19 protein-coding genes and 1 pseudogene are annotated in these 26044 nt (G+C 70.4%); 13 read left to right on the forward strand and 7 right to left on the reverse strand.

The window, feature by feature from the left end:
• Positions 1-307: 307 nt before the first annotated feature.
• A pseudogene (locus OG598_RS33565) lies at positions 308-673 on the reverse strand (histone H1-like repetitive region-containing protein); the annotation flags it as partial.
• A 498-nt stretch (positions 674-1171) separates the two neighbouring features.
• Between OG598_RS33565 and OG598_RS20830 the strand changes: the two are divergent.
• Genes OG598_RS20830 through OG598_RS20845 form a run of 3 tightly spaced genes read left to right on the forward strand, consistent with a single transcriptional unit; the run spans position 1172 to position 4685 of the window.
• Entirely contained in the window at positions 1172-1774 is a 603-nt protein-coding gene (locus tag OG598_RS20830; protein WP_328650685.1) for a DUF4956 domain-containing protein, read from the forward strand.
• Complete coding sequence (locus tag OG598_RS20835) at positions 1771-2592, forward strand: polyphosphate polymerase domain-containing protein (protein ID WP_328650686.1); 822 nt, start codon at positions 1771-1773, stop codon at positions 2590-2592. Before OG598_RS20830 ends, OG598_RS20835 begins: the two co-directional genes overlap by 4 nt.
• Positions 2589-4685: a CotH kinase family protein gene (locus tag OG598_RS20845; protein WP_442931524.1), complete on the forward strand. Its 2097-nt coding sequence runs from the start codon at positions 2589-2591 to the stop codon at positions 4683-4685. The genes OG598_RS20835 and OG598_RS20845 overlap by 4 nt, the downstream gene beginning before the upstream one ends.
• Positions 4686-4736: 51 nt before the next feature.
• Here OG598_RS20845 and OG598_RS20850 read toward each other — a convergent pair whose 3' ends face one another.
• Both OG598_RS20850 and OG598_RS20855 read right to left on the reverse strand, forming a co-directional pair.
• A complete protein-coding gene (locus tag OG598_RS20850) occupies positions 4737-6665 on the reverse strand; it encodes a glycoside hydrolase family 3 protein (RefSeq protein WP_328650687.1) in 1929 nt (642 codons plus the stop codon).
• Between the two features lie 6 nt (positions 6666-6671).
• Entirely contained in the window at positions 6672-7721 is a 1050-nt protein-coding gene (locus tag OG598_RS20855; RefSeq protein ID WP_328650688.1) for a glycoside hydrolase family 3 protein, read from the reverse strand.
• A 248-nt stretch (positions 7722-7969) separates the two neighbouring features.
• On the opposite strand from OG598_RS20855, the gene OG598_RS20860 reads away from it, so the two are divergent.
• Positions 7970-11215, forward strand: coding sequence for an AfsR/SARP family transcriptional regulator (locus OG598_RS20860; RefSeq protein WP_328650689.1), 3246 nt, complete (start codon positions 7970-7972; stop codon positions 11213-11215).
• A 124-nt stretch (positions 11216-11339) separates the two neighbouring features.
• Positions 11340-15359, forward strand: a complete 4020-nt coding sequence (locus tag OG598_RS20865) for an SGNH/GDSL hydrolase family protein (protein WP_328650690.1) — start codon at positions 11340-11342, stop codon at positions 15357-15359.
• Positions 15360-15456: 97 nt separating this feature from the next.
• On the opposite strand, the gene OG598_RS20870 is transcribed toward OG598_RS20865, so the two are convergent.
• Positions 15457-15828 (reverse strand): hypothetical protein, encoded by a 372-nt coding sequence (locus tag OG598_RS20870; protein ID WP_328650691.1) that lies wholly within the window; start codon positions 15826-15828, stop codon positions 15457-15459.
• A gap of 147 nt (positions 15829-15975) precedes the next feature.
• Between OG598_RS20870 and OG598_RS20875 the strand changes: the two genes are divergently transcribed.
• Positions 15976-16806, forward strand: coding sequence for an AfsR/SARP family transcriptional regulator (locus tag OG598_RS20875; RefSeq protein ID WP_328650692.1), 831 nt, complete (start codon positions 15976-15978; stop codon positions 16804-16806).
• Between the two features lie 77 nt (positions 16807-16883).
• Here OG598_RS20875 and OG598_RS20880 read toward each other — a convergent pair whose 3' ends face one another.
• Both OG598_RS20880 and OG598_RS20885 read right to left on the reverse strand, forming a co-directional pair.
• Positions 16884-17234, reverse strand: coding sequence for a DoxX family protein (locus OG598_RS20880; protein ID WP_328650693.1), 351 nt, complete (start codon positions 17232-17234; stop codon positions 16884-16886).
• 76 nt (positions 17235-17310) lie between these two features.
• Positions 17311-18249: an oxidoreductase gene (locus OG598_RS20885; RefSeq protein WP_328650694.1), complete on the reverse strand. Its 939-nt coding sequence runs from the start codon at positions 18247-18249 to the stop codon at positions 17311-17313.
• A gap of 95 nt (positions 18250-18344) precedes the next feature.
• Here OG598_RS20885 and OG598_RS20890 point away from each other — a divergent pair, with 95 nt between their 5' ends.
• The 4 genes from OG598_RS20890 to OG598_RS20905 all read left to right on the forward strand — a co-directional run bounded on the left by OG598_RS20890 (position 18345) and on the right by OG598_RS20905 (position 23358).
• The gene (locus tag OG598_RS20890) at positions 18345-18980 is read left to right on the forward strand and encodes an acyl-CoA-like ligand-binding transcription factor (protein WP_328650695.1); all 636 of its coding nucleotides are present in this window, start codon (positions 18345-18347) and stop codon (positions 18978-18980) included.
• Between the two features lie 54 nt (positions 18981-19034).
• Positions 19035-22157: a hypothetical protein gene (locus tag OG598_RS20895; RefSeq protein WP_328650696.1), complete on the forward strand. Its 3123-nt coding sequence runs from the start codon at positions 19035-19037 to the stop codon at positions 22155-22157.
• Positions 22158-22327: 170 nt separating this feature from the next.
• A complete protein-coding gene (locus OG598_RS20900; protein ID WP_328650697.1) occupies positions 22328-22657 on the forward strand; it encodes an ArsR/SmtB family transcription factor in 330 nt (109 codons plus the stop codon).
• Positions 22648-23358 (forward strand): cation transporter, encoded by a 711-nt coding sequence (locus tag OG598_RS20905; RefSeq protein WP_328650698.1) that lies wholly within the window; start codon positions 22648-22650, stop codon positions 23356-23358. The genes OG598_RS20900 and OG598_RS20905 overlap by 10 nt, the downstream gene beginning before the upstream one ends.
• Positions 23359-23440: 82 nt before the next feature.
• Here the strand turns inward: OG598_RS20905 and OG598_RS20910 are convergent, their stop codons facing one another.
• Positions 23441-24733, reverse strand: a complete 1293-nt coding sequence (locus OG598_RS20910) for an MFS transporter (protein WP_328650699.1) — start codon at positions 24731-24733, stop codon at positions 23441-23443.
• 95 nt (positions 24734-24828) lie between these two features.
• On the opposite strand from OG598_RS20910, the gene OG598_RS20915 reads away from it, so the two are divergent.
• The 3 genes from OG598_RS20915 to OG598_RS20925 are packed head-to-tail and all read left to right on the forward strand — an operon-like array spanning position 24829 to position 25983.
• Positions 24829-25158 (forward strand): hypothetical protein, encoded by a 330-nt coding sequence (locus tag OG598_RS20915; protein ID WP_328650700.1) that lies wholly within the window; start codon positions 24829-24831, stop codon positions 25156-25158.
• A complete protein-coding gene (locus OG598_RS20920; RefSeq protein WP_328650701.1) occupies positions 25155-25604 on the forward strand; it encodes a MerR family transcriptional regulator in 450 nt (149 codons plus the stop codon). The genes OG598_RS20915 and OG598_RS20920 overlap by 4 nt, the downstream gene beginning before the upstream one ends.
• 34 nt (positions 25605-25638) lie before the next feature.
• Entirely contained in the window at positions 25639-25983 is a 345-nt protein-coding gene (locus OG598_RS20925; protein ID WP_328650702.1) for a YnfA family protein, read from the forward strand.
• Positions 25984-26044: the final 61 nt, after the last annotated feature.

Here is a 26044-nt window from a genome sequence, read left to right on the forward strand (position 1 = left end):
TGACTTCACGTCTGTTCCTCTCACTGGTCGTCGATGTGGTGCCCAAAGTGCGTATCGAGCGACGAGTACGGAACAGCGACGCCACTAAGGGCCGGTGGGGACTTCCGTCGCCCCGACCGCACTCTTTGTTAACCGCCCCGAAATTCTTACTGGGAGCGTAGGTCACACGTCTGACCAATGCAACTGGCAATTGGAGGGCGTCTATGCCGAAATGCCCTCGGATCGGGCAGATCAACCATGCCGGCCACGCACCCCTGCTTACGACGTCCGACGAATCCGCAGCGACGACGCGCCCCAGGGGGCGCCGGGCCAGGGGGCGCCGGGCCAGGGGGCGCCGGGCCAGGGGGCGCCGGGCCAGGGGGCGCCGGGCCAGGGGGCGCCGGGCCAGGGGGCGCCGGGCCAGGGGGCGCCGGGCCAGGGGGCGCCGGGCCAGGGGGCGCCGGGCCAGGGGGCGCCGGGCCAGGGGGCGCCGGGCCAGGGGGCGCCGGGCCAGGGGGCGCCGGGCCAGGGGGCGCCGGGCCAGGGGGCGCCGGGCCAGGGGGCGCCGGGCCAGGGGGCGCCGGGCCAGGGGGCGCCGGGCCAGGGGGCGCCGGGCCAGGGGGCGCCGGGCCAGGGGGCGCCGGGCCAGGGGGCGCCGGGCCAGGGGGCGCCGGGCCAGGGGGCGCCGGGCCAGGGAGCCCCGGTGGTCCGACCTTCCTTTGGAGCTGAATCGCCTACGACATCACCGACAGCCGGCCACCTTGCCTGATTCGTTTGCGGCATCAGCTCCATAGGCGCCGCAGTTGCTGAGCCCACCCATCCAGGCGGGTCACGAGAAGGCTCAGCGACCCTCGGGGCGGGACGGACGATCAACCGACGACCAGGACCCGGCCAGTCGAGACGATTCGAGGCCCGAAAGACTCCGAAAGTTTCGGCGGATACACGAGCCGAGGGGGCGTCCCGGTCATGCCCACGTCAGGTGCCCCACACCCTCGCCAGCCGGCCCCGAGACCTGCATGTACACACGGATCACACATTGACTTCCATTGATGTTCTGCTTACAGTCACCAACGAAATACCGAAAGTTTACCGAAAAGTAGCCCGGAGGTCCGGCCACCTTCCGCGGGTCGCCACGCAGCGACGGCGGCCTGGCGTCGGCCCACTCCGGCGTGAACCAGGAGGATCCTCAGCGATGTCGCAGCTCGTCCTGTTCGCGATCGACATCTGCGCGGTGGCGCTGCTCGTCTTCGGGCTCTACTTCCCCCGGCACCGCCGGCGCGACCTGGTCGTCGCCTACCTGGGCGTCAACGTCGGCGTCCTCGCGGTGGCGAGCGCGCTGAGCGCCAGCGACGTCGGTGCCGGGCTCGGGCTGGGGCTGGCGCTGTTCGGAGTGCTCTCCATCATCCGACTCCGGTCGACGGAGCTCGACCAGCACGAGGTCGCGTACTACTTCTCCGCTCTCGCACTGGGCATTCTCGGCGCGCTCAGCACCACCTCGGTCTGGCTCAGCGGAGGCCTGATGGCACTCATCGTCGCGGTGATGTTCGTCGGCGATCACCGACGGCTGCTCCGGCACTACCGGCACCAGATCATGGTGCTCGACTCCGCCGTCACCGATCACGTCGCTCTCGTAGCCCAGCTGGAGCAACTGCTCAACGCCCGTGTGCACAACGCCATCGTCCAGCGGCTCGACATGGTCAACGAGACCACGGTGGTCGACGTCCGCTACTCGGTCGCCCGGCGCAGCGCGGCGGCCGGCACCAGCAAGTCGCTACGGGCCGGGGCGCTCCGATGAGCGCGCCACCGCTGGCGACGCTGGCGTCGATCGCACTCGCCGAGATGATCGACCGGGCGGCGCTCCAGTGCAGGGTGGACCGCAAGTACATCATCACGGTGGACGAGTTGCCGCACCTGCTGGACCAGCTCACCCCGTACGCCCGGGTGCTGGACATCGATGGTGAGCGCAGCTTCCGGTACGAGTCGGTGTACTTCGACACGCCCTGCCTGGCCAGCTACCACTGCGCCGCGTACCGGCGGCGCAGACGCTTCAAGGTACGGACCCGGACCTACCTCGACTCGGCCCAGTGCTGGCTGGAAGTGAAGATCAGCGGAGCACGCGGACGGGTCACCAAACACCGACTGCCGTATCTCGCCGACGACCGCCGCACCGTCCGGTCCGGGCGCGGGTTCGTCGACGAGGTTCTGGACCGGGAGTCGATCCTGTCCAATCTCACCGGCAGCCCGCTCGAGCCGGTGCTGGTCACCAGCTACCGTCGCTCCACTCTGCTGCTGCCCGCAACCGCGAGCCGGGTCACCATCGACACCGATCTCACCTGGCAGGACGGCGACCAAACCCTGCGACTGCCCGGCATCGCCGTGGTCGAGACCAAGACCAGCTCGGCCCCTTCGCTGGTCGACCGCGTGCTGTGGCAGCGCGGGACCCGGCCCGTACGCATCTCGAAGTACGCCACCGGTCTCGCTGCTCTCCGCCTGGACCTTCCCGACGTGCCGTGGCGACGGACGCTACGCCGCCATTTCCGCGCCGACCCGTCCTCGGCGGTCCTGGAGTTGACAGTCCCCACCCGATCAGAACAGGAGGCATCGTGCGCATGACCACCCGCAACATCGGTCTTCCGGTGGCGGCCCTTCGTGCCGCCGGGATCGCCGCCACCGCCGTGTTCGTCGCAGGCCTCCTCGTGGTGTCTTCGCCACCGGCCGGCGCCGAACCCGTCGCTGCTGCCCAGGCCGCCCAACCGGTCACCGAATTCCTCGCCGGCGCCCCGGCCGCCGATGCCGCCGCCGCACCGGCCGCGGCAGACGACCTGGTCGGCGACATCACCTTCTCGGTGCCCAGCGGCACCTTCCAGGGCGAGGTGGCGGTGACGCTGAGCAGTACGATCAGCGGCGCCCAGATCCGCTACACCACAAACGGGCAGCCGCCCACCGCCCAGTCGTCGCTCTATTCGGGCTCGGCGCTGCGCTTCACCCGCACCACCCAGTTGCGGGCACAGGCGTTCCTCGGCCAGACACCGACGGGCGCGCCCGGGACCGCCATGTACGCCGCTCAGAACGTCACCACCGCCCACGACCTGCCGGTGGTGCTGATCGACTCGTACGGTGCGGGCCGGCCCGACCGCGAGTACATCGACGCCACCACCATGATCTTCGAACCGACGGGCGGCGGCACCACATCGTTGGGGGCCGCCCCGACGCTCAGCACCCGGGCAGGATTCAGGTTGCGCGGCAACTCGTCGGCGACGTTCGAGAAGACGCCGTTCCGCGTCGAGTTCTGGGACAACGAGAACGACGACGCCGACCACCCGGTGCTGGGCATGCCCGCCGACTCCGACTGGGTGTTGCGCGGCCCGTTCCCCGACAAGGCGCTGATCCGTGAGGCGCTCGTCTACGACCTGGGGCGCGAGATGGGGCTGCCCGCCCCGCGCTACGCGTTCGCCGAGTTCTACCTCAACACGGACGCCGCACCGGTGGGTGCCAACGACTACATGGGCGTCTACATGTTCATGGAGACGATCAAGAACTCCAAGGACCGCCTCGACCTCAAGCAGTTGGACTCCGACGACGTGACACTGCCGAAGATCCAGGGCGGGTACATCTGGAAGTTCGAGTGGATGGCGGCCGAGGGGCCGACGTTGCCGTGCACCGGGCCGGCGGCCACCTGCTGGAACTACCTTGAGGTCGCCGACCCGTCGCCCCTGCAACCGCAGCAACGGGACTGGCTGCGCGGTCACCTCCAGGAGTTCAACGATGTGCTGCACTCGTCGACCTTCGCCGACCCGACCACCGGGTATCGCAAGTACATCGACGTCGACTCCTTCATCAACCTCCTGATCGTGAACGAGCTGAGCCGGGAGATGGACGCCTACGTCCGCAGCTCACACTTCTACAAGGACCGGGACAGCAAGATCTTCGCGGGGCCGCTGTGGGACTTCGACCTCAGCTTCGGCGTCGGTGGATTCTTCGCCAACGACCAGGTGTCGGGCTGGCAGCACCAGCAGACCCGGCAGCCGTCGGCAAACGACTGGTTCGCCCAGTTGCTGCGCGACCCCGCGTTCGTCAACCAGGCCCGGTCGCGCTGGCAGACGCTGCGACGGGGCCTGCTCTCCGACGCCGCGCTCCAGACCCGGGTCAACGCTCTCGCGGCCCCGCTGACCAACGCGGCCCAGCGCAACTTCCAACGCTGGCCCAACCTGACGGCACCGACGGTCAGCTTCTTCCGCACCCCGACCTCGCCCACCTGGCAGGGGCAGGTCCAGGTCATGCGCGACTGGATGCTGCGACGCGCCGCCTGGCTGGACTCCACCGCCGGCTGGGGTGGTTCCGTCACCACCCCACCCCCCACCACGCCACCGCCCACCACGCCACCGCCCACCACCCCGCCGCCGTCGGCCGGCTGCACCGCGACGTACGCGGTGACCAGCCAGTGGACCGGCGGCTTCCAGGGCGAGGTACGGGTCACCGCGGGAACCTCGGCGATCAGCAACTGGACCGTGACGTGGGCCTTCGCCGGTGGCCAGAGCGTCGCCCAGGCCTGGAACGCGACAGTCACGAGCCAGGGCTCGACGGTCACCGCCCGCAACGTCGCCTACAACGGGGCACTCGGCGCCGGTGCCAGCACCGCGTTCGGGTTCCTCGGATCGTCCACCGGCACGCCCAGCACACCGACGCTGACCTGCACGGCGAGCTGACCAGCCGATGGGCCCGGGCCGGGTCGACGATCGACCCGGCCCGGGCTCCGGTCACCTGACGGAGAATTCCGCCAGCCGCAGCGTGGAGTCGAACACCAGGTACACGTCGTGGGTGCCGACGGCCCGGGCCAACTCGGTGCTGGTGCTGACGTACCGGTAGTCGTCGCCGGTGCTGGGCACTGTGGCAGTGCCGAGCAGCCGGCCGGTGGGCGACCCCATCCGGATCTGGATCGTGCCGGCACCCGCACCGGCCTTGGCGACAGTCGCGGTGAAGCTGCGCGCGCCGGCCCGCAGCGCGGAACCGTCGAAGGAGATCCACTGACCGGCGGCGGTGGCACCGACCGCCGTACCGCTGGGCTTCGTCTCGTCGACGAGCCGGACGCCCGCGTACCTGTCGAAGTTCTCCGCCCTGGTGGTCCGGGACAGGTCGCGGGCCGGGATGGTCTCACCACTGACCCGGACCGCGGCGCGGGCCCGGATGTCCTCGACGGACGCCCCGACCAGCAGGTCGTGGACTGACGACTCGACCACCCACCTGCTGCGGGTGACGTCCCAGTGCGCCAGGTCGGCGGCGGGCAGGCGCAGGGTCACCGTACGGGTCTGCCCGGGCGCGAGTTTCACCTGCTGGAACGCCTTGAGCTGGCGGATCGGGGTGGTGTCGCGCGAGGTGCGCTGGTGGGTGTAGAGCTGGACGACCTCGGTCCCGGTCCGGCTGCCGACGTTCGTCACGTCCACGCTGGCCGTGATGGTGCCGTCGGCCGCTACCGACTGCGCCCCGGCGCGCAGCTGGCCGTACCGGAAGCGGGTGTACGACAGTCCGTGGCCGAACGGGTAGAGCGGCTTCGCGCGGCTGTACAGGTAGGTCTGCCCGGACGAGATGATGTCGTACTCCAACAGGTCCGGTGGCAGTTGGGAGTCCGAGCGGTACCAGGTCTGGGTGAGCCGGCCGGACGGGTTGCGGTCGCCGAAGAGGACGTCGGCGACGGCGTGACCGGTCTCCGCGCCCGCGTGGGTGGTCCAGACGATCGCCGGTACGTGCTCCTGCTCCCATCGGATGGTGACCGGGTAGCTGGTCTGGAGCACGAGCACGGTCCGCGGGTTGGCCCTGGCCACTGCCTTGACCAGGGCCTCCTGGCCGGCGCTCAGCGCGGTGGAGGTCCGGTCGTGCGCCTCGCGGCCGTTGATGAACGGGTTGCTGCCGACCACCAGCACGGCGGTGTCGGCCGCCTTGGCCGCCGCCACGGCCCTGTCGATTCCGCTGCTGATCAGCTCGCGGCTGAAGTGGGTAGCGGCGGCCGGGGTCGATGCGCCGAGCTTGAGGGCGCCGTCGTCACCGATGGTCACGTACGTGTCGGCGCCGAACCAGCTCTCAGTGGTCTCGTAGCCGACGTAGCGCAGCACCACTGTCCCGTCGGCCTGTGGCTCCAGCTTGAGCTGCTGCTGGACGTACCAGCCGTTCGGCTGTTCGTCGCGGGTGAGGAACGGCCCCCAGTTGTAGCCGAGGTAGCGGCCGTTGGCGGCGTTGCGCAGCGTCACCACATCCTGCCCCCAGTCGACCATGTCGAACTGGGCGACGAGCGCCGGGGTGGCGCCGGTCCCGAGGACCGGGTCGGCGTCGGTGGTGCCGGTGGCCGAGACGTACCGGCCGGTCGACACGTCCTTCAGGGCGATCCGGTCCGCCCCGTCGAGCCCGCTCACACTGGCCGAGCTGCCCAGCCGTTCGCGGATGCCGCCGAGCGCCGTCACCTGGTACGGCAGGTCGCCGCCGTACCAGTCCGAGTAGAGGGTGTCGGCCAGCGGGCCGAGCACCGCCACCTTGCGGGTCCGGGCCGGGTCCAACGGCAGCGCCTGCCGTTCGTTCTTCAGCAGCACCATCGCCTCGCCGGCGGCCTGCCGGGCCAGTCGCTGGTGTTCGGGGCTGTTGATGACGTCCGGGGTGATGCCGCCGTACCGGCCGCCGCCCGGGTCGAACTCACCCAACCGGAATCAGACGCTCAGGATCTCGCGGATCCGGGCGTCGATGTCCGCCTCGCTGAGCAGGCCGAAGGCGAGGGCCTGCTTGATGGCGGTGATGGTGGGCTGCGCGTTGGTGTCGTCGGTGATGAAGCTGTTGAGGCCGGCCTTGATGATCGCGGCGTTCCCCTCGGCCTGGGTCGGGTAGTACCCCTGCGAGCCGACGAGGTTGTTCGGCGCCCAGGCGTCGGTGACGTTCATCAGCGGCTGGTCGGTCCAGTCGCGTACTACCGTGGCCAGGTCCGGGTCGACGGTGGCCGGACGGCCGTTGACCAGGTTGTACGCGGCCATCATCCCGGTCGCCGCGTCGGCGGCGATGGCCGGTTCGAAGGCGGCACGGTCGTACTCGTTGAGCACCCGAGGTGGCACGTTCGAGGAGGTCACGTCGCGTCGGACCTCGTTGTTGTAGGCCAGGTAGTGCTTGAGGGTCGGTGCGCTCTTCAGGTGGTTCGGGTCACCGCCGGTCATTCCCGACCCGTACGCGGTGGAGATCTCGGCGGTGAGCAGCGGGTCCTCGGAGTAGCCCTCCTCGTTGCGGCCCCACCGGGGGTCGCGTAGCAGGTTCACCACCGGCGCCCAGAGGTTGAGCCCCCACACCCGTGGGTTCTGCGCGTGGTAGCCGCGCGCCTCGTCGCCGACTGCCGAACCGACCTGCCGGATCAGGTCGGTGTTCCAGGTGCTCGCCATGCCCACCGGCTGCGGGAAGGTGGTGCCGCGAGCCTTGACCACCGCGCCGTTGTTGTCGATGTCGGTGGACCAGGCCACCCCGTGCAGCGCCTCGGTGCCGGTCTTGAACAGGCCGATGCCCAGCCGGGGAATGGCCGGCTGGTACTGGTGCAGCCAGGAGATCTTCTCGTCCTGGGTGAGCCGGCCGAGCAGGTCGTCGATCCGGGCGTTCACGGGCAGGTGGGGATCTCGGAACGGGTAGGTGGGTTCGGCGAGTGCGGTGCCGGGAACGGCCGGTAGGGCTAGCAGGGCAAGCGCGAGCGCGGTGATTCCGCGCCGAAGGCGCCACTTCCGCATGCGGTTCTCCTCATGTCGTACGACAGACGCCCAGCGGGGCGCCGAGGCCGGCGTGACCAGGCTCGACACCCGGCTGACGGGCCTGAACGACGAATCGTCGAAGCGCTTCGACGACCCGGCCGCATCACCACGGCCATGATTGTTGTGATCCGCGCAACTATAGATGTGCGCCAATGGATGGGCAACCAGGTGTCCCAGATAGACGTTCATTGCTCCGACGTGTCGGTGCGCCTTGTTAGCCTGCGGCCGTGCAGGTGCGCTTGCTCGGCCCGGTCGAGGCTCTCCTCGACGGGCGCGTCGTGCCCATCCGTCGTCGCCAGGAGCGACGGCTGCTCGCCATCCTCGCGATGCGACCGGGCCAGTTCCACTCCGCCGAGCGACTCATCGACCTGCTGTGGGAGAGCCAGCCACCGGCACAGGCGCGGGCCGGGTTGCAGGCCATGGTCTCGCACCTGCGGTCCACGTTGGAACTGGGCCGATCGGTGGAGCCCGCACTGCTCGCCCGGCCCAACAGCTACGCGTTGGAGATCGCGGCGGAGCACGTCGACGTGCACCGCTTCATCGCCCTGGTCACCGAGAGCAGAGGTGTCACCGACCCGGGCCGGCGCATCGCGCTGCTCAGCACCGCCCTCGGCCTGTGGCGCGGCGCCGCCCTGGCTGATGTCTTCGACGACGTCCAGCGCGCCCGGCTCTTCCCCGATCTGGACGAGGCACGGCTGAACGCGCGGGAGGCGTTGCTCGACGCGCGTCTCGTGGCCGGGCAACACCGGGAGATGCTGGCCGCGCTCCACGAGCTGATCAGCGAGGATCCGACCCGGGAGCGCCCGGTCGAGTTGCTGATGTCGGCCCTGGGCGGGTTGGGTCGGCGCAACGAGGCCATCGCGGCGTACACCGCACTCGCCGACCGGCTCGCCGCCGACCTCGGTGTCGCTCCCGGCGAGCAGATCCAGGCGACGTACCGCGCCCTGCTACACACCCCGGCGCCCGAGGGCGCCGGGTTGACGACCCCGACCAGCGGGCCGGCACAGCTTCCGCTGCCACCAGGTCACTTCGTCGGCCGTGGCGCCGAGTCGCGTCAGCTCGACGAGTTGTTCGCCAGTGCGGCGGGGCCACAGGTTCTGGTGTTGTCGGCGGTCGTCGGCACGGCGGGGGTCGGTAAGACGGCGACCGCCGTCCGATGGGCACACAGTGTCCGGGGACGCTTTCCGGACGGGCAGCTCTTCCTCAACCTTCGGGGCTACTCCGCCGGTCGCCCCCTGCGGTCGGCGGAGGCGCTCGGTGCCCTACTGCGCGGCCTGGGCGTCTCGGCGGCCCGCGTCCCGGTCGAGCCGGCGGAGGCAGCTGCGCTGTACCGCACCGTCGTCGCCGACCGCCGCCTGCTGATCGTGCTGGACAACGCCCTCGACGCCGAGCAGGTCCGGCCGTTGCTGCCCGGCTCGGCGCACAGCCTGGTGCTGGTCACCAGCCGCGACCGCCTGACCGGGCTCGTGGCGCAGGAGGACGCACACCGCCTGACCATCGGGCTTCTGCCGGAGTCGGACGCGATCGAACTGCTCACCGTCCTGCTCGGCGACGACCCGCGAGCCGCCGAACGCGACGCGATCCAGGAGCTCGCCCACGTCTGTGGCCGGCTCCCCCTCGCGATCCGCATCGCGGCTGCGCTCCTGCGCGACGAACCGGGCCTCGCGGTGTCGGCGTACGTGCGGCAGCTGAGACAACGCACCATCGCCGCCCTGGCGATCGACGACGATCCCAGTTTCGCCGTGCAGACGGCGTTCGACCTCTCCTACACCCGACTCTCGGGCGATGCCCAGCGCATGTTCCGCCTCCTCGGCACCGTGCCCGGCCTGGCGCTGCCGGTCGACGCGGTCGCCCACCTCGCACAGACGACCGCTGACTCGGCCCACCGCACGCTGGCGCGGCTCGCCTCGGCCCACCTGCTGGAGCGCGACGACGACCGCGTCGTCCTGCACGATCTGCTCCGGCTCTACGCCGGCCAGCACAGCGCGCGGCAACCCGGCCGGCCGGAGGCGTACGGCGTGCTCTCCCGCTTGTTCGCGTGGTATCTCGTCCGCGCGCAAGCGGCCGGTGACCTGCTGGCGCCGGGGCGGATCCGGCTCGAGCTTCCGGCGGGTCTGTCGGCGGCGTCCGCCGGCTTCCCCGACCGCGCCGCGGCACTGGCCTGGCTCGAGGCCGAGGAGTCGAACATGGTGGCGCTGATCAGGGCGAGCGTCGACGGCCCGTCGAGGGCCGCCGCCGCCATGCTCGCCGACCAGCTCCGCACCTACTTCTGGGTCACCCGCAACTCACTGAACTGGCTGCTGGTGGCCCAGGCCGCGCTGCACGCCTCGGGCGGCAGGACACACCTCGCGCTGCGGGCGTCCGCGCACCTGAGTCTGGGCAACGTGTACCACCTGACCGGCAACCACCTGGTCGCCATCGCCCACCAGCGGCGGGCGGGTCAGCTGTTCCGTAAGGCCGGGCACGTGCAGGGGCAGGCCGCGGCGGCCGGATCACTCGGGGCGGTCTTCGGCGACCTCGGGCAACTGACGACAGCGGCTGCGTGTTTCGAGCACGCGCTGCGGTCCAACGAACGGATCCAACACCGCTACGGCATCGCTGTGATGTCGAGCAACCTGGGCACGATCTACGCGATGTCGGGTCGCCTGCGGCTGGCTGTCGACCGACTCACAGCGGCCATCGCCATCCACCGAGAGGACGGCGCACGGCCCAACGAGGCGGTCATCCTGAACAACCTCGGCCTCCTGCGCATCAATCGCGGCGAGTACCCGGCTGCCCTGGCCGAGCTCCGGGCGGCGGTACGGACGGCCCGCGAGGTCGACATGGCGTCGATCGAGGCGAATGCGCTGGCCGGTATCGGCCAGATCCACACCCTGCGCGGCGAGGTGGCGGAGGCCAAGTCGGCGCTCGCCGCCGCCCGGAGCCTCGCCGACCGGGCCGACGACCACCTCTGCAAGGCGTCGATCGACATCGCCGAGGGGTCGCTGCTCCAGTTGACAGGCGATCCCGCCCGTGCGGCAGCCACACACACCCGCGCCGCCGAATGGGCCAGGTCAGCGCGACTGCCGGCAACGGAGGCGGAGGCCCTGGTCGGTCTCGCCGCAGGCGTCGCGGAGCGGACACCGCTGCTGGCCGGCGCCTCCCTGGAGCGGGCGGTGACACTGGCCCGCCAGGCCGGCGCCACTGTCATCGAGATCGACGCTTTGGCGGCGCTGGCCGAGATCGCGCGGCGGCGCGGCGACCACGTGGAGGCGGCACGGTACGCCGGGGAGGCGGCCCACCGGGCAGGAGTGATCGGGGCGCCCCTGGTACGCGCCCGAGCGCTGGTCACGGTGGGCCACCTGGAGGGCTCCTCCCGGGCCTGGCAGGAGGCGCTCGACATCCTCGACGCGCTCGGCTCGGTCGAGGCGAGCGCCGTCCGTGCCCTGCTGGAGCGACCTGACGGTCGGGCGGTCGGCGCCTCGGCCGGGTAGCCGGCCGTACCGCAAGGATCACAGCTCGCGCGCTGCGGCGGTGCGGGGGATGCCCGGCCGATGCGGCGGCGATGAGCCGCCGGCGGACGCTGCCCCCACCAGTCTCCGCTTCAGGAAGGTCCAGATGAGACGCATCCTCAGCGCGGCGGCCGCCATGGCCGTCGCGGTAACGCTGCTGCCCGGTCCGGGCACCGCTCACGCCGCACCGCAGGAGTCCAGAGCGCCGTCGGTTCGCCCGGCCGAGCCGGACCGTCCGCCGGGCACCCGCGACGACCCTCCGGACCGGCTCGCCGACCCGACGCGGGACATCGGCCGAAACTGGCGCCGCTCCAGCGACCGGGCCGTCACGACCTCCAGCGACGGGTCCGGGCTGCACGTCCTGGTCGCCGACGCTTCCGACGGCTACCGTTGGCGCACCGCAGCGACGCTCCTCGAACCCGGGTTCCCCACCGACCAGTGGATCGGACAGTTCTGCGTCACCGGGTCCGGTCGCCGCGCGCTCGTCGTGTACGCGCCGAGGGAGTTCGCCAACCGGGACGAGCTGCTCTCCGGTGGCGCGTTCGCGGCAGTCGTGGACCTCCGATCCGGGGCCGTACACAAACTGCCCGACCGGGTGTCGTTGGCCTACCACAACCCCGGTTGCGGTGCCGGCGAGACGGCCGCGCTCTCCCGCCGGGACACCCGCCGCGACGGGACGTTCGAGACCTGGGCGGCCACCGTCGACACCGTTCGCGGGGTGCGGGTCTCGGCCATCCGCACGCCGGGCCAGGTGACGTCGCTGCTGCCGTACCGGGACGGGCTCGCCGGGGCGATGGGCCGGGCCGTGGTCCGGTTGGACCGCGACGGTCGCGTACGCGAGCTGGCCCACGCCGAGGCCCCACCGCACCGGCTCCTGGCCGACGGCACCAACGGTCTGGCCTTCCAGGTACGCCGGGGCGACCGCGTCGTGCTCAACCGCTTCGCCGGAGGTCGGGTCAACGCCGTTCGCACCGCCGAGGTCGGCACCGAACGGTTGCGTCCGGGTGCCGGCGGCACTGTGTACGTCGTCGGCACCCGGGCGGGGAGTCGGTCGCGTACGGGGCTGCCGTCCGGTTGGCGGGCGGTGGACGCCCCACCGGACAGTGACGTCTCCACCACCGGCGCGCTCGTCGTCACCAGCGCCACGACCGGTCGGGAGGCGGCCGGTCGGGCCGGCGACGCGCCGGTCGGCTCCCGCGCGCAGCGGGTCACCATCGCGACCCGGCTGACCGGCTCCGCGAAGGCCCTGCGGTTCTCGACGGTCCCTGGCGACGCGGCGGCGATCGACGCGCCAGTGGGCGCCACCTCGACGGCGGCCGACCCGCCGGTGGACAACGCGCGGGTGCCCTACGATCCGGACCGGTCCTGCGCCATTCCGCGCAACGACAGCTCCATGCAGGTCTATCAGCCCTCCGCCGAGCAGGTCGAGTGGGCGGCGGACCGGGCCGTGAAGAGCGCCCTGACCTTCGAGCGGCCGGCCAACTGGAAGAACAACGGCATGCTGGCGTACACGCCGCAGGGGACGATGTTCCCGCCGATGCCACTGGCCGGCGGTGGCAGCGTGCCCGCGCAGGTGCTGCTCGGCATCCTGGCTCAGGAGTCGAACATGTGGCAGGCCAGTTGGCACATCGTCGACGGGTCTGGGGGAAATCCGCTGACCAGCATGGGCTTCTACGGGATCTCGTCCGGTGACCGGCTGACCGCGCGGCAGATCAACTGGGACAGGACCGACTGCGGGTACGGCGTCGGGCAGGTGACCACCGGCATGCGCAAGGTCGACACGAACACGACCGTCGACGGCCTGCAGTGGACGTACGAGCGGCAGAAGGCGGTGGCGCTCGACTACACGGTCAACGTGGCAGCTTCCCTGCGCATTCTGCAGACCAAGTGGAACACCACCCGCAACTACGGGCTGATCGCGAACAACGGCGACCCGCAGTACATCGAGAACTGGTGGTTCGCCCTGTGGGCGTACAACACCGGCTTCTACTTCCCCAGCGGCTCGCAGCCCTGGGGCGTTGGCTGGAGCAACAACATCGCCAACACCGACTATCCGGCGGACCGGGCGATGTTCCTCACCCAGCCGAGCAGCGAGCCGTACGGCAACCCGCCGGTCTACGACGAGGTCGGCTACGACAACGCCAAGCACCCGAACCACTGGTCGTACCCGGAGCGGGTGACCGGTTTCGCGTACACCTCGCTGCGGCGCTACGACTACCAGGACAAGTACTGGGGAACGACGTACGTGACGGCTGACGACCGGGGCAAGCTGGAGGCGCAGCCGGGGCACAGCGGTCTCTACACGTTCTGCCAGTACGCGGTGAACCAGTGCGACCAGTCCAGGCCGCCGCACGTGCCGGCGCAGTACCCGTCGACGAAGGCCGGCGCGTGCCAGCGCGACGACCTGAAGTGCTGGTGGAACGGGCCGGTGACCTGGGTCGACTGCGCTGCCAAGTGCGGCAAGGAGAATCTTCGCTACTTCGCCAGCGCGCCCGAGCCAACTGCGTACAACGTCTATCCGGCGCCCCGCAACGGCGACGGCTCCTGCGCTGTCCAGGGGCTGCCGGCCGGCACCCGGATCATCGACGACATCGACGTGTTGTCGGCCACCGGTCCGGAGGGTTGCCGGCCGACGTACGCCAAGGGTGGCACGTTCGGGTTGACCTTCGGCGCGATGGGCGGCCCGAACGGCGCGACCATCCACCCGTCGAAGGTCGACTTCCACCAGAGCTCGCACGGGTTCGGCGGACATGTCTGGTTCGCCCACACCATGCAGCGCAACGACCCTGGCGACGGGGTGACGAACGACCCGCTGAAGGTCACCGGCACCTGGACCATCAACCCGACCGGCGCGTGGACCCGGGTCTTCGTCCACATACCGGATGCCGCCGCGTGGACCCGGCAGGCCGACTACGCGATCACCGCGCCGGGCATCGCGACCAAACACCGGGTCCTGCCCACCCGGTTGGAGGCGAACACCTGGGTCCCCCTCGGCGTGTTCGACTTCCGCGGCTCCGGCACGCCGAAGGTGGAGCTGACGAACATCACCCGGGACGGCAACTACAGCTCGGACGTGGCCTTCGACGCCATCGCCGTACAGCCGCTCAGCGCCAAGCCGAGCCACTTCGTCGTGGGTCTGGGTGACTCGTTCAGCTCCGGTGAGGGCGCGGGTTACTACAGCCGGGTCAGCGACCAGTACGGCAACGACTCGGCACTGCGCAACGCCTGTCACCGCAGCAGCAAGGCGTGGTCCCGGCAGACCAGGATCCCGGGTACGCCCAACAACCGGACCATCGGCGAACTCAGTGACGGCAACGACCCGAACCTGGACTTCCACTTCGCCGCGTGCAGCGGCGCGGTGACCGCCAACCTGATGCTCAGTCAGAACGGAAGCGCGTCACCACCGGCGTCCGGCGGGACGATCCGGGGGCAGTTCGGCGAGCTGACCCAGCTCGACCAGGGTTGGCTCGACGAGAACACCACACTCGTCGTGCTGACCATCGGCGGCAACGACCTGAAGTGGACCGATGCGCTGATCGCCTGCGCGACGGGCCTCAACTGCGCCTCGCCCGGGTTCGTGCGGCAGGGTGATCCCAAGCCGCTGCGCGACATGATCACCGACCGGATCAACGGGCCGGTGAAGCTGGACACCGAGCGGGTGATCCGCGAAATCCGCTCCAAAGCGGCCAACGCCATGATCATGCTCGTCGGCTACCCGCAGGTCTTCACCAGCGGCAGCCAGTACCAGGTGCCGCAGTACCGGCCGCTGCCGGACATCGGGGGCGTCGGGTTCAGCGCGGACGAGGTGGCCTTCCTGAACGAGATGACCGGCAAGTTCGTGATCACCATCGGCTCGATGTTCGACCTGGCCGTGAAGACCAACTACGTGGACGTCCGGGGTGACTACGCCGACCACGAACTCGGCGGGCCGCTGCTGAGCGAGGGCTACTTCAACTCGCTGTGGGTGCCCGGCGAGTACTACACCCAGCAGGGCGCCGACGACGAGGACGGTGAGCCACCCACGTCGAGGAACAGCCCGCACTCCGGGCACCCCAACGTCGCCGGCAACGCCGCGTACGGGCGGGCGCTGTCCAACCGTCTCCTGCCGATCGGTTACACCTGGTAGCACCACTCGGGGGGTGTGGTGCCCCGATCGGGGCACCACACACGCCTCGGTCCGGAACGGCCGCGTACTGCGACCCGCTCCGGACCGAGGCGTCGTGCTACTCGTTGTCGATCGAGCCGTCGGAACCCAGGGCTGTCGCGTGCAGCTCCAGCCGGTAGCTGGAGTAGAGGCCGGGAACGCGGCCCGAGGTGCAGTTCGCCGGACCGATGTTCCCGCTCTTGACGATCACGCCGTTCTGGTAGTCACGGACCCGGAAACTGGCGCCGATCGTGCCACCACAGACCCGGTAGTCGATGAAGTGACCGATGTAGCTGGACGGGATGTAGTACGTCTTGCAGCCGGTCGACAGCCCGCTCACCGAGCAGTAGTCGCTGGTGGCCAGCGCCGGGGCCGCGACCAGCAGCGATGCCGCCGCTCCCGCGACCGCCGCGGCGGCCAGGTTCTTTCGGACCCGTCTGGTGATTCTCACAGTGCCTCCTGATGGGTGTTCGACCCCGTGCTGTCGGGGACACCTGTGGTTGCCACCACGCCCGGCGCTGCCAAGGAAACGCCAACCCACGCTGGGCACGCTGATGACCAGGCCGTACACGGGTGCGGTCGGCATGGAGGTCATCGCATGGAGTTCCGGATCCTCGGCCCGCTCGAAGCGACAGTCGAGGGAACACCCCTGCCGCTCGGCGGTCGCCGGCAGCAGCGGATCCTGGCCGTGCTGCTGTTGCGGGCGGGTCGGGTGGTCACGGCGGACAAACTTGTCGACTGCCTGTGGCCGCTGCGACCGCCGGTGACCGCACCGAGCCAGATCCGCAACTGTGCCGCCGCGCTGCGTCGGCAGCTCATCGCCGGCGGACTTCCCGAGGACTCGCTGATCCGCCGACCGGGGGGCTACCGGCTGACGGTGGACCCCGGCGCCCTCGACCGGAACCGGTTCGACGATGAGGCCCGTCGGGCGCGACTCGCGCTGGCCGACGGTCACGCTCCGCAGGCCGTGGAGGCCTTCCGGCGGGCCGAGGACCTGTGGCGCGGACCCGCCATCGCCGGTCTCGCCGACGGGGTGCTGGAGCCCGAGGCCATGAGCCTGGAGGAGTCGCGGCTCCAGGTGATCGAGGATCGGCTCGAAGCCGAGCTGAGCCTGGGCCGGCACGCCACTGCCGTACCGGAGCTCACCGCCCTGGCCCGGACGCACCCCGGCCGGGACCGCCTCCAGGCGGCCCTCATGGTCGCCCTCTACGGCAGCGGGCGGGTCGGCGACGCGTTGGCGTCCTTCGACCGGCTGCGAACGTCGCTGCGCGCGGAGCTCGGCCTGGAGCCCAGCCGATGGCTGCGGGACCTCCGCCAGGCGATCCTCACCGAGGACGAGGCCCGCTTGCAGCCGGTGGGCGCGTGGCGACCGGCGCGCGACGGTGGGCCTCATCTGCGGGCATCTCCTCTTCGTCCCGAAGGGCGTTGACGAGATCCAGCGTGGGCAGCGGGAACATCAGGGTGGCATCGTCGCCGCACCGCTGCTCCCGGCAACGGCCCGGCCAATCACCAGTGGTAGGTCAGATTCACCACCAGTGCGGCCACCACAGTGACGAAGAAGACGGCCGGGCCCACCAGTTGGCGCGAGCCGACGCGCAGGTGCGCGATGAACGCGCCGATGAAATACAGCACCAGTCCGGCAGCGGCGAGGGTGCCCAGCAGCGGTACGACGAAGCCGGCCAGCAACCCCAACGAGCCTGCCGCCAGCGCCATGCCCAGCCGCGCCACCCACGAGCGTGGCACGCGCTTCATGTCCGCCTGGGCCTTCGGATAGTCGTGGCCGATCAGGTAGGTGACGGCGGCGATGCCTGTGAAGAGTGACGCGAGAATGGTGACAGTGACGTAGGCAGCGAACATTTTTCCTCCGTTGTGTGTGCTCGCCCCCTGGACGATCTAGCGCGGCGGAACGTGACGGCTGCTGGGTGTGCCGCGATCAGCTCGTTTGTCGCAGCGAGCCGAACCGTACGCCGGTGGCCTGTTCGGACAGTTCCCACAGACGGCGGCCGTGCTCGGGGTCGGTCGCGGCGGTGGAGAGCTTCGCCGGCGCGGGGTGGCCGCGCAGTTCGCCCGGCCCACCCGGGGCGACGAGTTGGCCCGGCCGCGCGCCGGGGTCGGTGGCGGCGAAAAGCTGCGGCCAGACGCCGCGGTCGACCGGCTGGGCGAGGAGTGGGTTGCCGATCCGGCCCAGCAGCAGCCGCCAGATCGGCGTGGTGGCGCTGGTCTGCAAATTCGTCGCGGTGTAGCCGGGGTGGGCGAGGAAGCTGCCCAGCGGGCTCGCCACGGCGCTGAGCCGCCGGTGCAGCTCGTAGCCGAAGATGGCGTTGGCCAGCTTGGACGTGTTGTAGAAGCCCATCGGGGAGTAGCCCCGCTCGCCCGTCGGGTCGGCGAAGCGCACCTTCGCCTGCCGGTGGTTGACCGAGGTGACAGTGACCACCCGTGGATCCCGGCCGGCCAGCAGGAGGTCGAGCAGGAGCCCGGTGAGAGCGAAGTGCCCGAGGTGGTTCGTGGCGAACTGCATCTCGTGCCCCTGTGGGCTGAGGGCACGCGGCAGGGCCATCACCCCCGCGTTGTTGATCAGCACGTCCACCCGACGATGGTCGGCGTGCATCCCGTCGGCGAAGGTCCGCACCGAGTCGAGGTCGGCGAGGTCGATGCGCCGGACTTCCAGGTCGACGCCGGGTCGGGCCGCGGCGATGTCGCCCGCCACCCGGCGACCTCTCTCCTCGTCGCGGACGGCCAGCACGACGCGCGCGCCGCGAGCGGCGAGCGCCCGGGTGGTGACCAGGCCGAGGCCCGCCGTGGCGCCGGTGACGACGAAGGTACGGCCGCTCAGGTCGGGGATCTGTTCAGTGGACCAGCCATCGACAGTCATGTGGCCCACTGTGCTATCGGTGGCACTCAGTGTCAAGCAGTGCGCGTGATGCCAACAAGGGCATGATGTGGCACCAGATGACGTAGCATCGACGGATGAGGTCTCGTGCGGACAACAGCCTGGCCGAACGCAAACGCCAGCTCGTTGCCGACGAGCTGCGTGACGCCGCCCTGATGCTGCTCGCCACAAAGGGTTTCGACGTGGTGACCGTCGACGACATAGTGGCGGCGGCCGGCATGTCGCGAAGGACCTTCTTCCGCTACTTCGCGTCCAAGGAGGACGTTGTCGTCCGGTTCCTGGCCGACACCAGCGCGGACATCATCACCGAACTCGCCGCCCGGCCATCCGCCGAGCCACCGTCGGTCGCGCTGCGCCACGCTCTCTGGGTGCCGCTCGCCGCCTGCAACGACCAGCCCGAGCACTCCGAGCGGGCCCGGGTCGTCGTCCGTCTGATCCTGGACACCCCCGCGCTGCACGCCCGCTGGCTGGAACGTCAGATCGAGTGGCGCGCCGAGCTGGCCGCCGAGTTGGCCGACCGTCGTCGCCTCGACCCGCACACCGACCCCTACCCACGGATGGCCGCCGGGATGGCACTGCTGGCACTCGACACGGTGCTCCAACGGTGGCAGCCGGGCGACGACGAGCAGCACCTGGCCGAGCTGATGGACCAGGCGTTCGCCGTCGTGGCGCCGGCCCTCGACGCGCCCGCCGCGTCACCCGCCGCCGGCTGAGCGCGAGTCAGCGCGGTTTCAGCGCCCTTTCAGGCCGCTCAATACGTTCGCGGCATGACATTCGAACGTTCCACGCGCACCAGGCGCGGGACTGCCGTGCTGGCGATGATCACGGTCACCGCGGCAAGCGTGCTCCTCGGTGAGCCCGCGTCGGCCGATCCCGTCCCCGTCCCCATCCCTCAGGCAGCGCTCACCGACCGGGCCTTCGGCCAGGTCGCCGAGATCCATCTCCAGGGCGCCGCTCGGATCACCACCGTCGTGCTGTCGGCCGAGTTCGTCCAGTGGCACCGGCTGCACCCGAACGCCACCGACAAACAAGCACAGATCCAGCTCACCGCACGACAGCAGCTGCTCGACAGCTCGCTGACCGAGTTCGATCTCCTGCTGCCCGAACAGGACCTGCTGCTCAAGTCCGTCGACATCCTGCTCGGCGCTCCCGGCGGCGACACCCGGACCTCGCCGGAGATCACCGGCCTGGTCGGGGCCGTGATCGGCAAGACGGTCGAACCGTGGGACACCCGCGAGGAACTCGCCTCCGGCGCGCTGCGGACCGCCCAGTGGCTGCGCGGCCGCGATGACGCCCTCGCCGCGGTGTGGTCCGCGACCCGACAGGCGGGGGCCGCCAGCGCGTCCGTCGCCACCGCCTGGAACGCCGTCCTCGGTGAGCCGGTCGGTCTGGACATCACCAGCACCTACGAGGAGCTCCAGCAGGATCCCGGACTTTCGCATGTCGACCTCGACGCGATCCTGGCGCTGCGGGACGACTCGGCGGCGTACGTCGCGGCGGCCAAGCAGCAGCTCGCCTCCCTGCACGCGGAGCTGCTCGGCCTGAGCCTGGAGATCCGTCTCGAGATCGGCGGAAACAACAGCAAGTGTCCGCCGGAAGGGCCGCCGAGCGCCGCGTGCACCGCGGCGGCCAAGAAGGCCGCCGAGGACCGGGACAAGGCTCGGCAGCAGACGATCTCCGACATCAAGGCCGGGGTGGGCATGGTCTCCACCATCATCGGGTTCGCCGACCCCGCCGCCGGCAAGAAGTCCAAGGTGATCGGCGAGGCGGTCCTCACCACGATCAGCGCGATCTCCAAGTACGCGGCGGCGATCACCGGCCGCGGCCTCGCTGGCTCGATCTTCAGCACCGCGACGTTGGCGATGACCGGCAACGTCTTCGGTGCCGTGATGTCGATCGTCGGGCTCTTCGGCAGCAGCGGACCGTCGCTGGACGCGCAGATCCTGGCCCAGGTGAAAGCGTTGCGCGACGAGGTGCGGGCCCTCGGCGACGAGATGCGGGCCAGCTTCGCGCGGGTCGAGGCCCAGATCAACACTGTGTACGCGAACATGATGGCCCAGTTCGACAAGTTGAACGCCGCGATCGCCGGCAACACCGCCCAGATCACCCTCGTCCAGCAGCAGGTCGCCCAGCTCGGTCTGCGCCTGGAGGACATCGCCGCCACAGTGCTGGCCGCGATCGGCGACGCCACACTGCACGACGCCCGCGCCGACATCAACAAGTACATCGGCTACCTGGAGAACTTCGGTCAACCCATCCCGACGTACGGCGAGTTCGTCGGCCCGGAGAACGAGTTCCACCTGACCTCGACACAGTTGGCCAGCGGCGCCGCCTTCGTGGTGCCCACTACCGACGCCGACAACCCGGCCGTCGACCCGACCACAGTGCTGAACAGCTTCGGCGAGGCCCGGTCGATCAACTACCTGGCTCGGGTCGCCAACGGACGTGACCCCTCGATGGTCGAACCGTCGACGCCGGTCGGCAACCCGACGGTGTGGAACCTCGGCGCCCAGTCGTACGCCATGTTGATGCTGCAGAATCCGACGTACGCCGCCCAGGTCAGCGCCGGCCGCGCCGCGCAGATCGAGGCGGAGGGCACCCGCATCGCCGACCTCGCGGCCAGCTTCGGCCGACCCGTCAACGGCAACGCCAACGGCCTGATCACCGGGCTGGTCAACGAGTACGTCGCCGCCACCAACGAGCTGTCGACAGCGCTGGCCGCCTTCCGGACCGACGAGGTCCAGGTCCGCTACGAGCCGGACGCCAACGGCGTGCAGGTGAAGACGCCCAAGAACTACGACCTGTTCTGGGACACCGACAAGCCGCTCGCCCCGGCACCGGCGAAGGCCGACGAGGCGACGGTGGCCTCCTGCGAGAGCAGCAGGCAGATCGACCGGCCCAGCAACGTTCGCTACGAACTGATGTCGAACATGGTGCGGGCACTTCAGTACGCGTACACACCGCGCCACGACGAGCCGCCGGCGGGTGTACGGGAGTTGCCCGAGGTCGGCTACTGCTACACGCCGAGCTGGGTCTACACGCGTACGACGGGTTACGGCACCGGGGTGATCCGCCACTACGGCAAGCTGCGGTTGCAGATCCACAGCCGATTCCGGCTGAACTCGAACACGGCCTGGCAGAACGCACGCACCGCCGACTACACCTGGCCGGACGAGCAGGTCTACCAGGTCGACTGCGAGTTCTTCAACTGTGACAGCGAGACCACGCCCGAGCAGGCCCTGACCCCGAAGTGGCCGTCCGGCCGGTACGCCTTCGCGAGCGGCGCGACAATCGTGAACAACACGGCGCTGGACACCACGCTGACGCCGACCCTGCGCGGTTTCCTCCAGGCCCGGCAGAAATCCATGTACGACCGGGTACGGGACCAGAGCACCCAGGTCAGCGGGCCGGTGCCCACCGCCCTGAAGAAGGTGAACACGGCGGCGCGACTGCTCCAGGCGTACACCCGGTTGGGTCTGCCCAACGCCCTCGACTCGGACGACGTGTTGTCCGCGAACCTGTTCGGGCAGTACCAGATCCCGGTGAACATGCCGACGGACGCCAAGATCGGTAATGCCTATGCCAAGGCGAGCGGAAACTACGCCCTCTGCGGGCCCACGCCATGCTCGCCCGACCCCAGCCGCCCGCTACGCGACCAGCTCAGCCTCAAGGTGCCCTGCGAGCCCGCTGTCGACTCGTCCAACCTGCCCGGTGACCCACTGGGCGACTGTCTCATCACCAGCGCGCGGTCCCGCGCCAACACGCTCATGCAGCGGTACGAGGTGTGGGCGGACCAGATGACCGCCGGTCTGCACCGCGAGCGGGTGCCGTGGATGAACGACACGCTTATGGGCCTGCGCATCGCCACACGCCTGACCCACGCCAACTGACCCAGGGGCGTTGCCGGCGTCCACGGGCGCCGGCAACACCCTGTGTCAGGTTCAGTGGCGTTCCATGCCTCGGCGGCGGACGGGGTGCTCCAATCGATCGGACTTCGTCGAGACCCACCAAGAAACAGTTCAGTGTTAAGTTTATTCATCGCGCGATGTACTGTCGAATGATGGAGATGCTCACGCACGGCCAGGTTCTGGCCCGCTTCGGTCACGCCCTGTCCGACCCGGTCCGCGCCCGGCTCCTGCTCGCGCTACGCGACGGGCCCAGCTATCCATCGGACCTCGCCGACCTGCTCGGTACCAGCCGGCAGAACCTCTCCAACCACCTGGCGTGCCTGCGCGGCTGCGGCCTCGTCGTCGCCGTGCCCGAAGGCCGCCGCAGCCGCTACGAACTCGCCGACGCGCGCCTCGCGCACGCCCTCGGGGACCTGCTCGGCCTGGTCCTGGCCGTCGATCCAGCCGCCTGCCCCGCCGCCGAATCCGACGGATGCTGCTGATGAACGCGCCACTGCCGCTCATGTCGCTCAGCTCGTCACCGGCCCGCCGCTCGATCCTGATCCGGCGGATACGCCTGTTCGTCGCCGCGACGATCACCTACAACGTGATCGAGGCGGTCATCGCCATCAGCGCCGGAAGGATGGCCTCCTCGACCGCGCTGATCGGGTTCGGGCTCGACTCCGTCATCGAGGTGGCCTCCGCCGCCGCCGTCGCCTGGCAGTTCTCCGGCCCCGACCACGAACGCCGGGAACGCGCCGCGCTGCGAGTCATCGCGCTGTCGTTCTTCGCCCTCGCCGCCTACGTGTCCGTCGAGTCGGTGCGCGCGCTCGCCGGCGCGGACCGGGCGGAGCACTCCACGATCGGCCTGGCCCTGGCCGCGGTGTCCCTGGCGGTGATGCCGGTCCTGTCGGCAGCGCAACGCCGCGCGGGACGCGAACTCGGGTCAGCGTCGGCCGTCGCGGACTCCAAGCAGACCCTGCTGTGCACGTACCTCTCAGCGGTGCTGCTGGTCGGGTTGGCGGTCAACTCGCTGTTCGGCTGGTGGTGGGCCGACCCCGCCGCCGCGTTGGTCATCGCTGCGGTCGCGGTGAAGGAAGGCCGCGAAGCCTGGCGCGGCGACACGTGCTGCGCCCCCGGCTCCGCTCTGCGCTCCCCCGCCGCAGGCGGCGACGCCAACGGATGCAACGACGGGTGCTGCTGACCGGCGTACCTGGCCGGTCAGCAGCAGACAACTCGCCGAACTGTCGCTGCTGCGCGGCCAGCGACATCAGGCCCGGCGGGACTCAGGCAGGGTCGCGTCGGTGCTGGAAGGTTCGTGCCAGTACGCCGAGGAGCATGAGCAGTGCGACCGCCTGGGCAAGGACCACGGCGATGATCAGGCTTGGCACCGAGCGGTCGTAGAGCAGCCCCGCCGCGGCACCGCCGGCCAGGGCTCCCGCGCCCTGCACAGCGGCGAAGATGCCGTACGCGGTGGCCCGCCGCTCCCGTGGCACGAGATCGGCGACCATGGCTTTGACAGTGGAGTCCTGCAGCCCCACGGCAGCGCCCCAGATCACCACCCCGAACACCGCCGCCGGCAGGCCGCCACCAAACGCCAGTGGCGGCACGACGGCAATCATGGCCGGTAACGCCACCAGAACCCACGGGCCGACCCTGTCGTAGAGCACACCGGTCAGCAGTGCGGCGAGCGCACCGGCGGCCATCGCCGCCGCGTACATCAGTGGCACCGCGGCGGTCGCGACCACGCCCGCGCGCACCAGATGAAAGCCGATCAGCCCGAAGGTCACCAGACCCGCTGTGCACACCGCCATCGCCGCTGCGAACCAGTGGAACCTGGCCGGTAGGGGTGCCCGACCGGTCTCCGCCGCGACCCCTGACCTTGTGCTGGTGTCGCGCTCCGCCGAAGAGGTGCGGGCCCGCGCCCGAAGTGTGGTCAGCAGGACCATCGCCACCACTGCCGGCACTGTCAACACCGCCAGCCCCGGCCACAGCGCCCCGGCGGTCACCGCGACGACCGCGGCGACCAGCAGCGGACCGGCGAACGCGCCAATCTGGTCGAGGGCTTTGTGCACACCCAGCCCCCGGCCCATCCCGACCCCGCTCGCGGCGTCGGCGAGCAGCGCCGACTTGGCCGGGCTGCGGATGGCCTTACCGAGCCGCTCGGCGAGGATCAGCACCGCGGCCACCGCCAGGCCGGCGCCGCCCACCATCGGGGTCACCGCAAGTAGCGGTACGCAAACCGCGGTGAGCCCGTACCCCACGATCGTCAACGTCCAGTACCGGCGGGTCCGGTCCGCCATCGGACCGGACACCAGACGCAGCAGCAACGCCGCCGCCTCCCCGGCGCCGGTGATCAGGCCGACGACGACAGCCGACGCACCCAGCGACGCCAGCAGCGGCCCATAGATGGAACGGGCACCCTCGTACACCATGTCCGCGGCCAGGCTCACCACACCGAATCCGACGACCACCCGCCAGGCTTGACGAGTGCTCGCCGCCGTCGGGGTCCGAGCGGCTGCGAGGGTCACTCGCCCCGCGTCAGCGGCATCGTCGACACGATTCGCTCCAGCAGACATGCCGGAGATTATCCGCACTCCCCCATTCCAAGCGGGCAACACCGTGACCGTTGGGCTTGCATCCGGTACTCAGGTACGGGCTTACCGTCGCCGGTATGAGCGATGACCAGACGTGGGTGCCCGAGTCGTGCACCCTGCCGAGCGGGCAACGGCCGCTGCGGCTGGCCGAATTCGACGACCTGTTCGCCACCGCCCTGCTGGCGCAGCAGCGGCTGTCCCCCACCGAACTGCTGTGGCGTCTCGACCCGACCGCCGAGGCGACCGCCCGGGACCTGATCGGCCGGGAAAGCTCCTGCTGCTCGTTCTTCTCGTTCACGCTCGCCGCCGACACCGGCACACTGCGCCTCGACGTGCGGGTGCCGGCCGCGCACGTCGATGTCGTCGACGCGCTCGCGCTGCGAGCCGCCGCCGGGATGACCGCGTGAGCGGATTGCGCAGCGGCCAGGTCGCCGCCGCAGCCGGGGTGAACCCGCAGACGCTGCGCTACTACGAACGCCGCGGACTGCTCGCCGAACCAGACCGAAGCCTGGGCGGGCACCGCCTCTACCCAACCGAAACGGTCACCGTGCTGAGGGTGATCAAAGCGGCGCAGCGGCTCGGGTTCACCCTCGACGAGGTCGCCGAGCTGCTCGACGCGGGCCGGCATCGTCACGGTCGCCACACCGACGCCGGCCTGCGCGTCCGCGCCCAAGCGAAGCTCGCCGAGGTCGAGGCGAAGATCGCTGATTTCCAGGTCGTCGCCGGCACACTGCGCGCCGCAGTGAAGGCCGGCTGCGACGACCTCGTCGAATGCGCCGACCAGCCCTGCTGTCCCATCCCCTTCACCACCATCGCTCCAGGACGTGCCTGTTCGACCGGGTCACCGGCATGATCGGGGTCCGCGGGCACCTCGGTACGGTCCACGGATGACCGTCGTCCGCTCGATCCTGCTGTTCATCGTCGCCGCCCTGTTCGAAATCGGCGGGGCGTGGCTGATCTGGCAGGGCTGGCGCGAGCACCGTGGCCTGTGGTGGATCGCCGCCGGAGTCATCGCCCTCGGCGCGTACGGATTCGTCGCCACCTTCCAACCCGACCCGAACTTCGGGCGCATCCTCGCCGCCTACGGCGGCGTGTTCGTCGCCGGATCCCTCGCCTGGGGCGTGATCGTCGACAAGTTCCGACCCGACCGGTGGGACGTCATCGGCGCCGGCATCTGCCTGGTCGGCGTCGCCCTGATCATGTACGCGCCGCGTTCGGCGGGCGGTTCCTGACCGATCCTGCACGCTCAGGCCCTCGTCGAGGCGCACGCTTGGCCCCGCGCCGTAGCGTGGC

This window comes from Micromonospora sp. NBC_00330, from assembly GCF_036136635.1.
Taxonomy (GTDB): Bacteria; Actinomycetota; Actinomycetes; order Mycobacteriales; family Micromonosporaceae; genus Micromonospora; species Micromonospora salmantinae.

What these genes read in the sequence shown, in the direction of transcription:
- OG598_RS20830 (WP_328650685.1), top strand. Translation starts at nt 1,172, where the DNA reads ATGTCGCAGCTCGTCCTGTTCGCGATCGACATCTGCGCGGTGGCGCTG.
- OG598_RS20835 (WP_328650686.1), top strand. Translation starts at nt 1,771, where the DNA reads ATGAGCGCGCCACCGCTGGCGACGCTGGCGTCGATCGCACTCGCCGAG.
- OG598_RS20845 (WP_442931524.1), top strand. Translation starts at nt 2,589, where the DNA reads ATGACCACCCGCAACATCGGTCTTCCGGTGGCGGCCCTTCGTGCCGCC.
- OG598_RS20855 (WP_328650688.1), bottom strand. Translation starts at nt 7,721, where the DNA reads ATGCGGAAGTGGCGCCTTCGGCGCGGAATCACCGCGCTCGCGCTTGCC.
- OG598_RS20865 (WP_328650690.1), top strand. Translation starts at nt 11,340, where the DNA reads ATGAGACGCATCCTCAGCGCGGCGGCCGCCATGGCCGTCGCGGTAACG.
- OG598_RS20875 (WP_328650692.1), top strand. Translation starts at nt 15,976, where the DNA reads ATGGAGTTCCGGATCCTCGGCCCGCTCGAAGCGACAGTCGAGGGAACA.
- OG598_RS20880 (WP_328650693.1), bottom strand. Translation starts at nt 17,234, where the DNA reads ATGTTCGCTGCCTACGTCACTGTCACCATTCTCGCGTCACTCTTCACA.
- OG598_RS20885 (WP_328650694.1), bottom strand. Translation starts at nt 18,249, where the DNA reads ATGACTGTCGATGGCTGGTCCACTGAACAGATCCCCGACCTGAGCGGC.
- OG598_RS20890 (WP_328650695.1), top strand. Translation starts at nt 18,345, where the DNA reads ATGAGGTCTCGTGCGGACAACAGCCTGGCCGAACGCAAACGCCAGCTC.
- OG598_RS20895 (WP_328650696.1), top strand. Translation starts at nt 19,035, where the DNA reads ATGACATTCGAACGTTCCACGCGCACCAGGCGCGGGACTGCCGTGCTG.
- OG598_RS20900 (WP_328650697.1), top strand. Translation starts at nt 22,328, where the DNA reads ATGGAGATGCTCACGCACGGCCAGGTTCTGGCCCGCTTCGGTCACGCC.
- OG598_RS20905 (WP_328650698.1), top strand. Translation starts at nt 22,648, where the DNA reads ATGCTGCTGATGAACGCGCCACTGCCGCTCATGTCGCTCAGCTCGTCA.
- OG598_RS20910 (WP_328650699.1), bottom strand. Translation starts at nt 24,733, where the DNA reads ATGTCTGCTGGAGCGAATCGTGTCGACGATGCCGCTGACGCGGGGCGA.
- OG598_RS20915 (WP_328650700.1), top strand. Translation starts at nt 24,829, where the DNA reads ATGAGCGATGACCAGACGTGGGTGCCCGAGTCGTGCACCCTGCCGAGC.
- OG598_RS20925 (WP_328650702.1), top strand. Translation starts at nt 25,639, where the DNA reads ATGACCGTCGTCCGCTCGATCCTGCTGTTCATCGTCGCCGCCCTGTTC.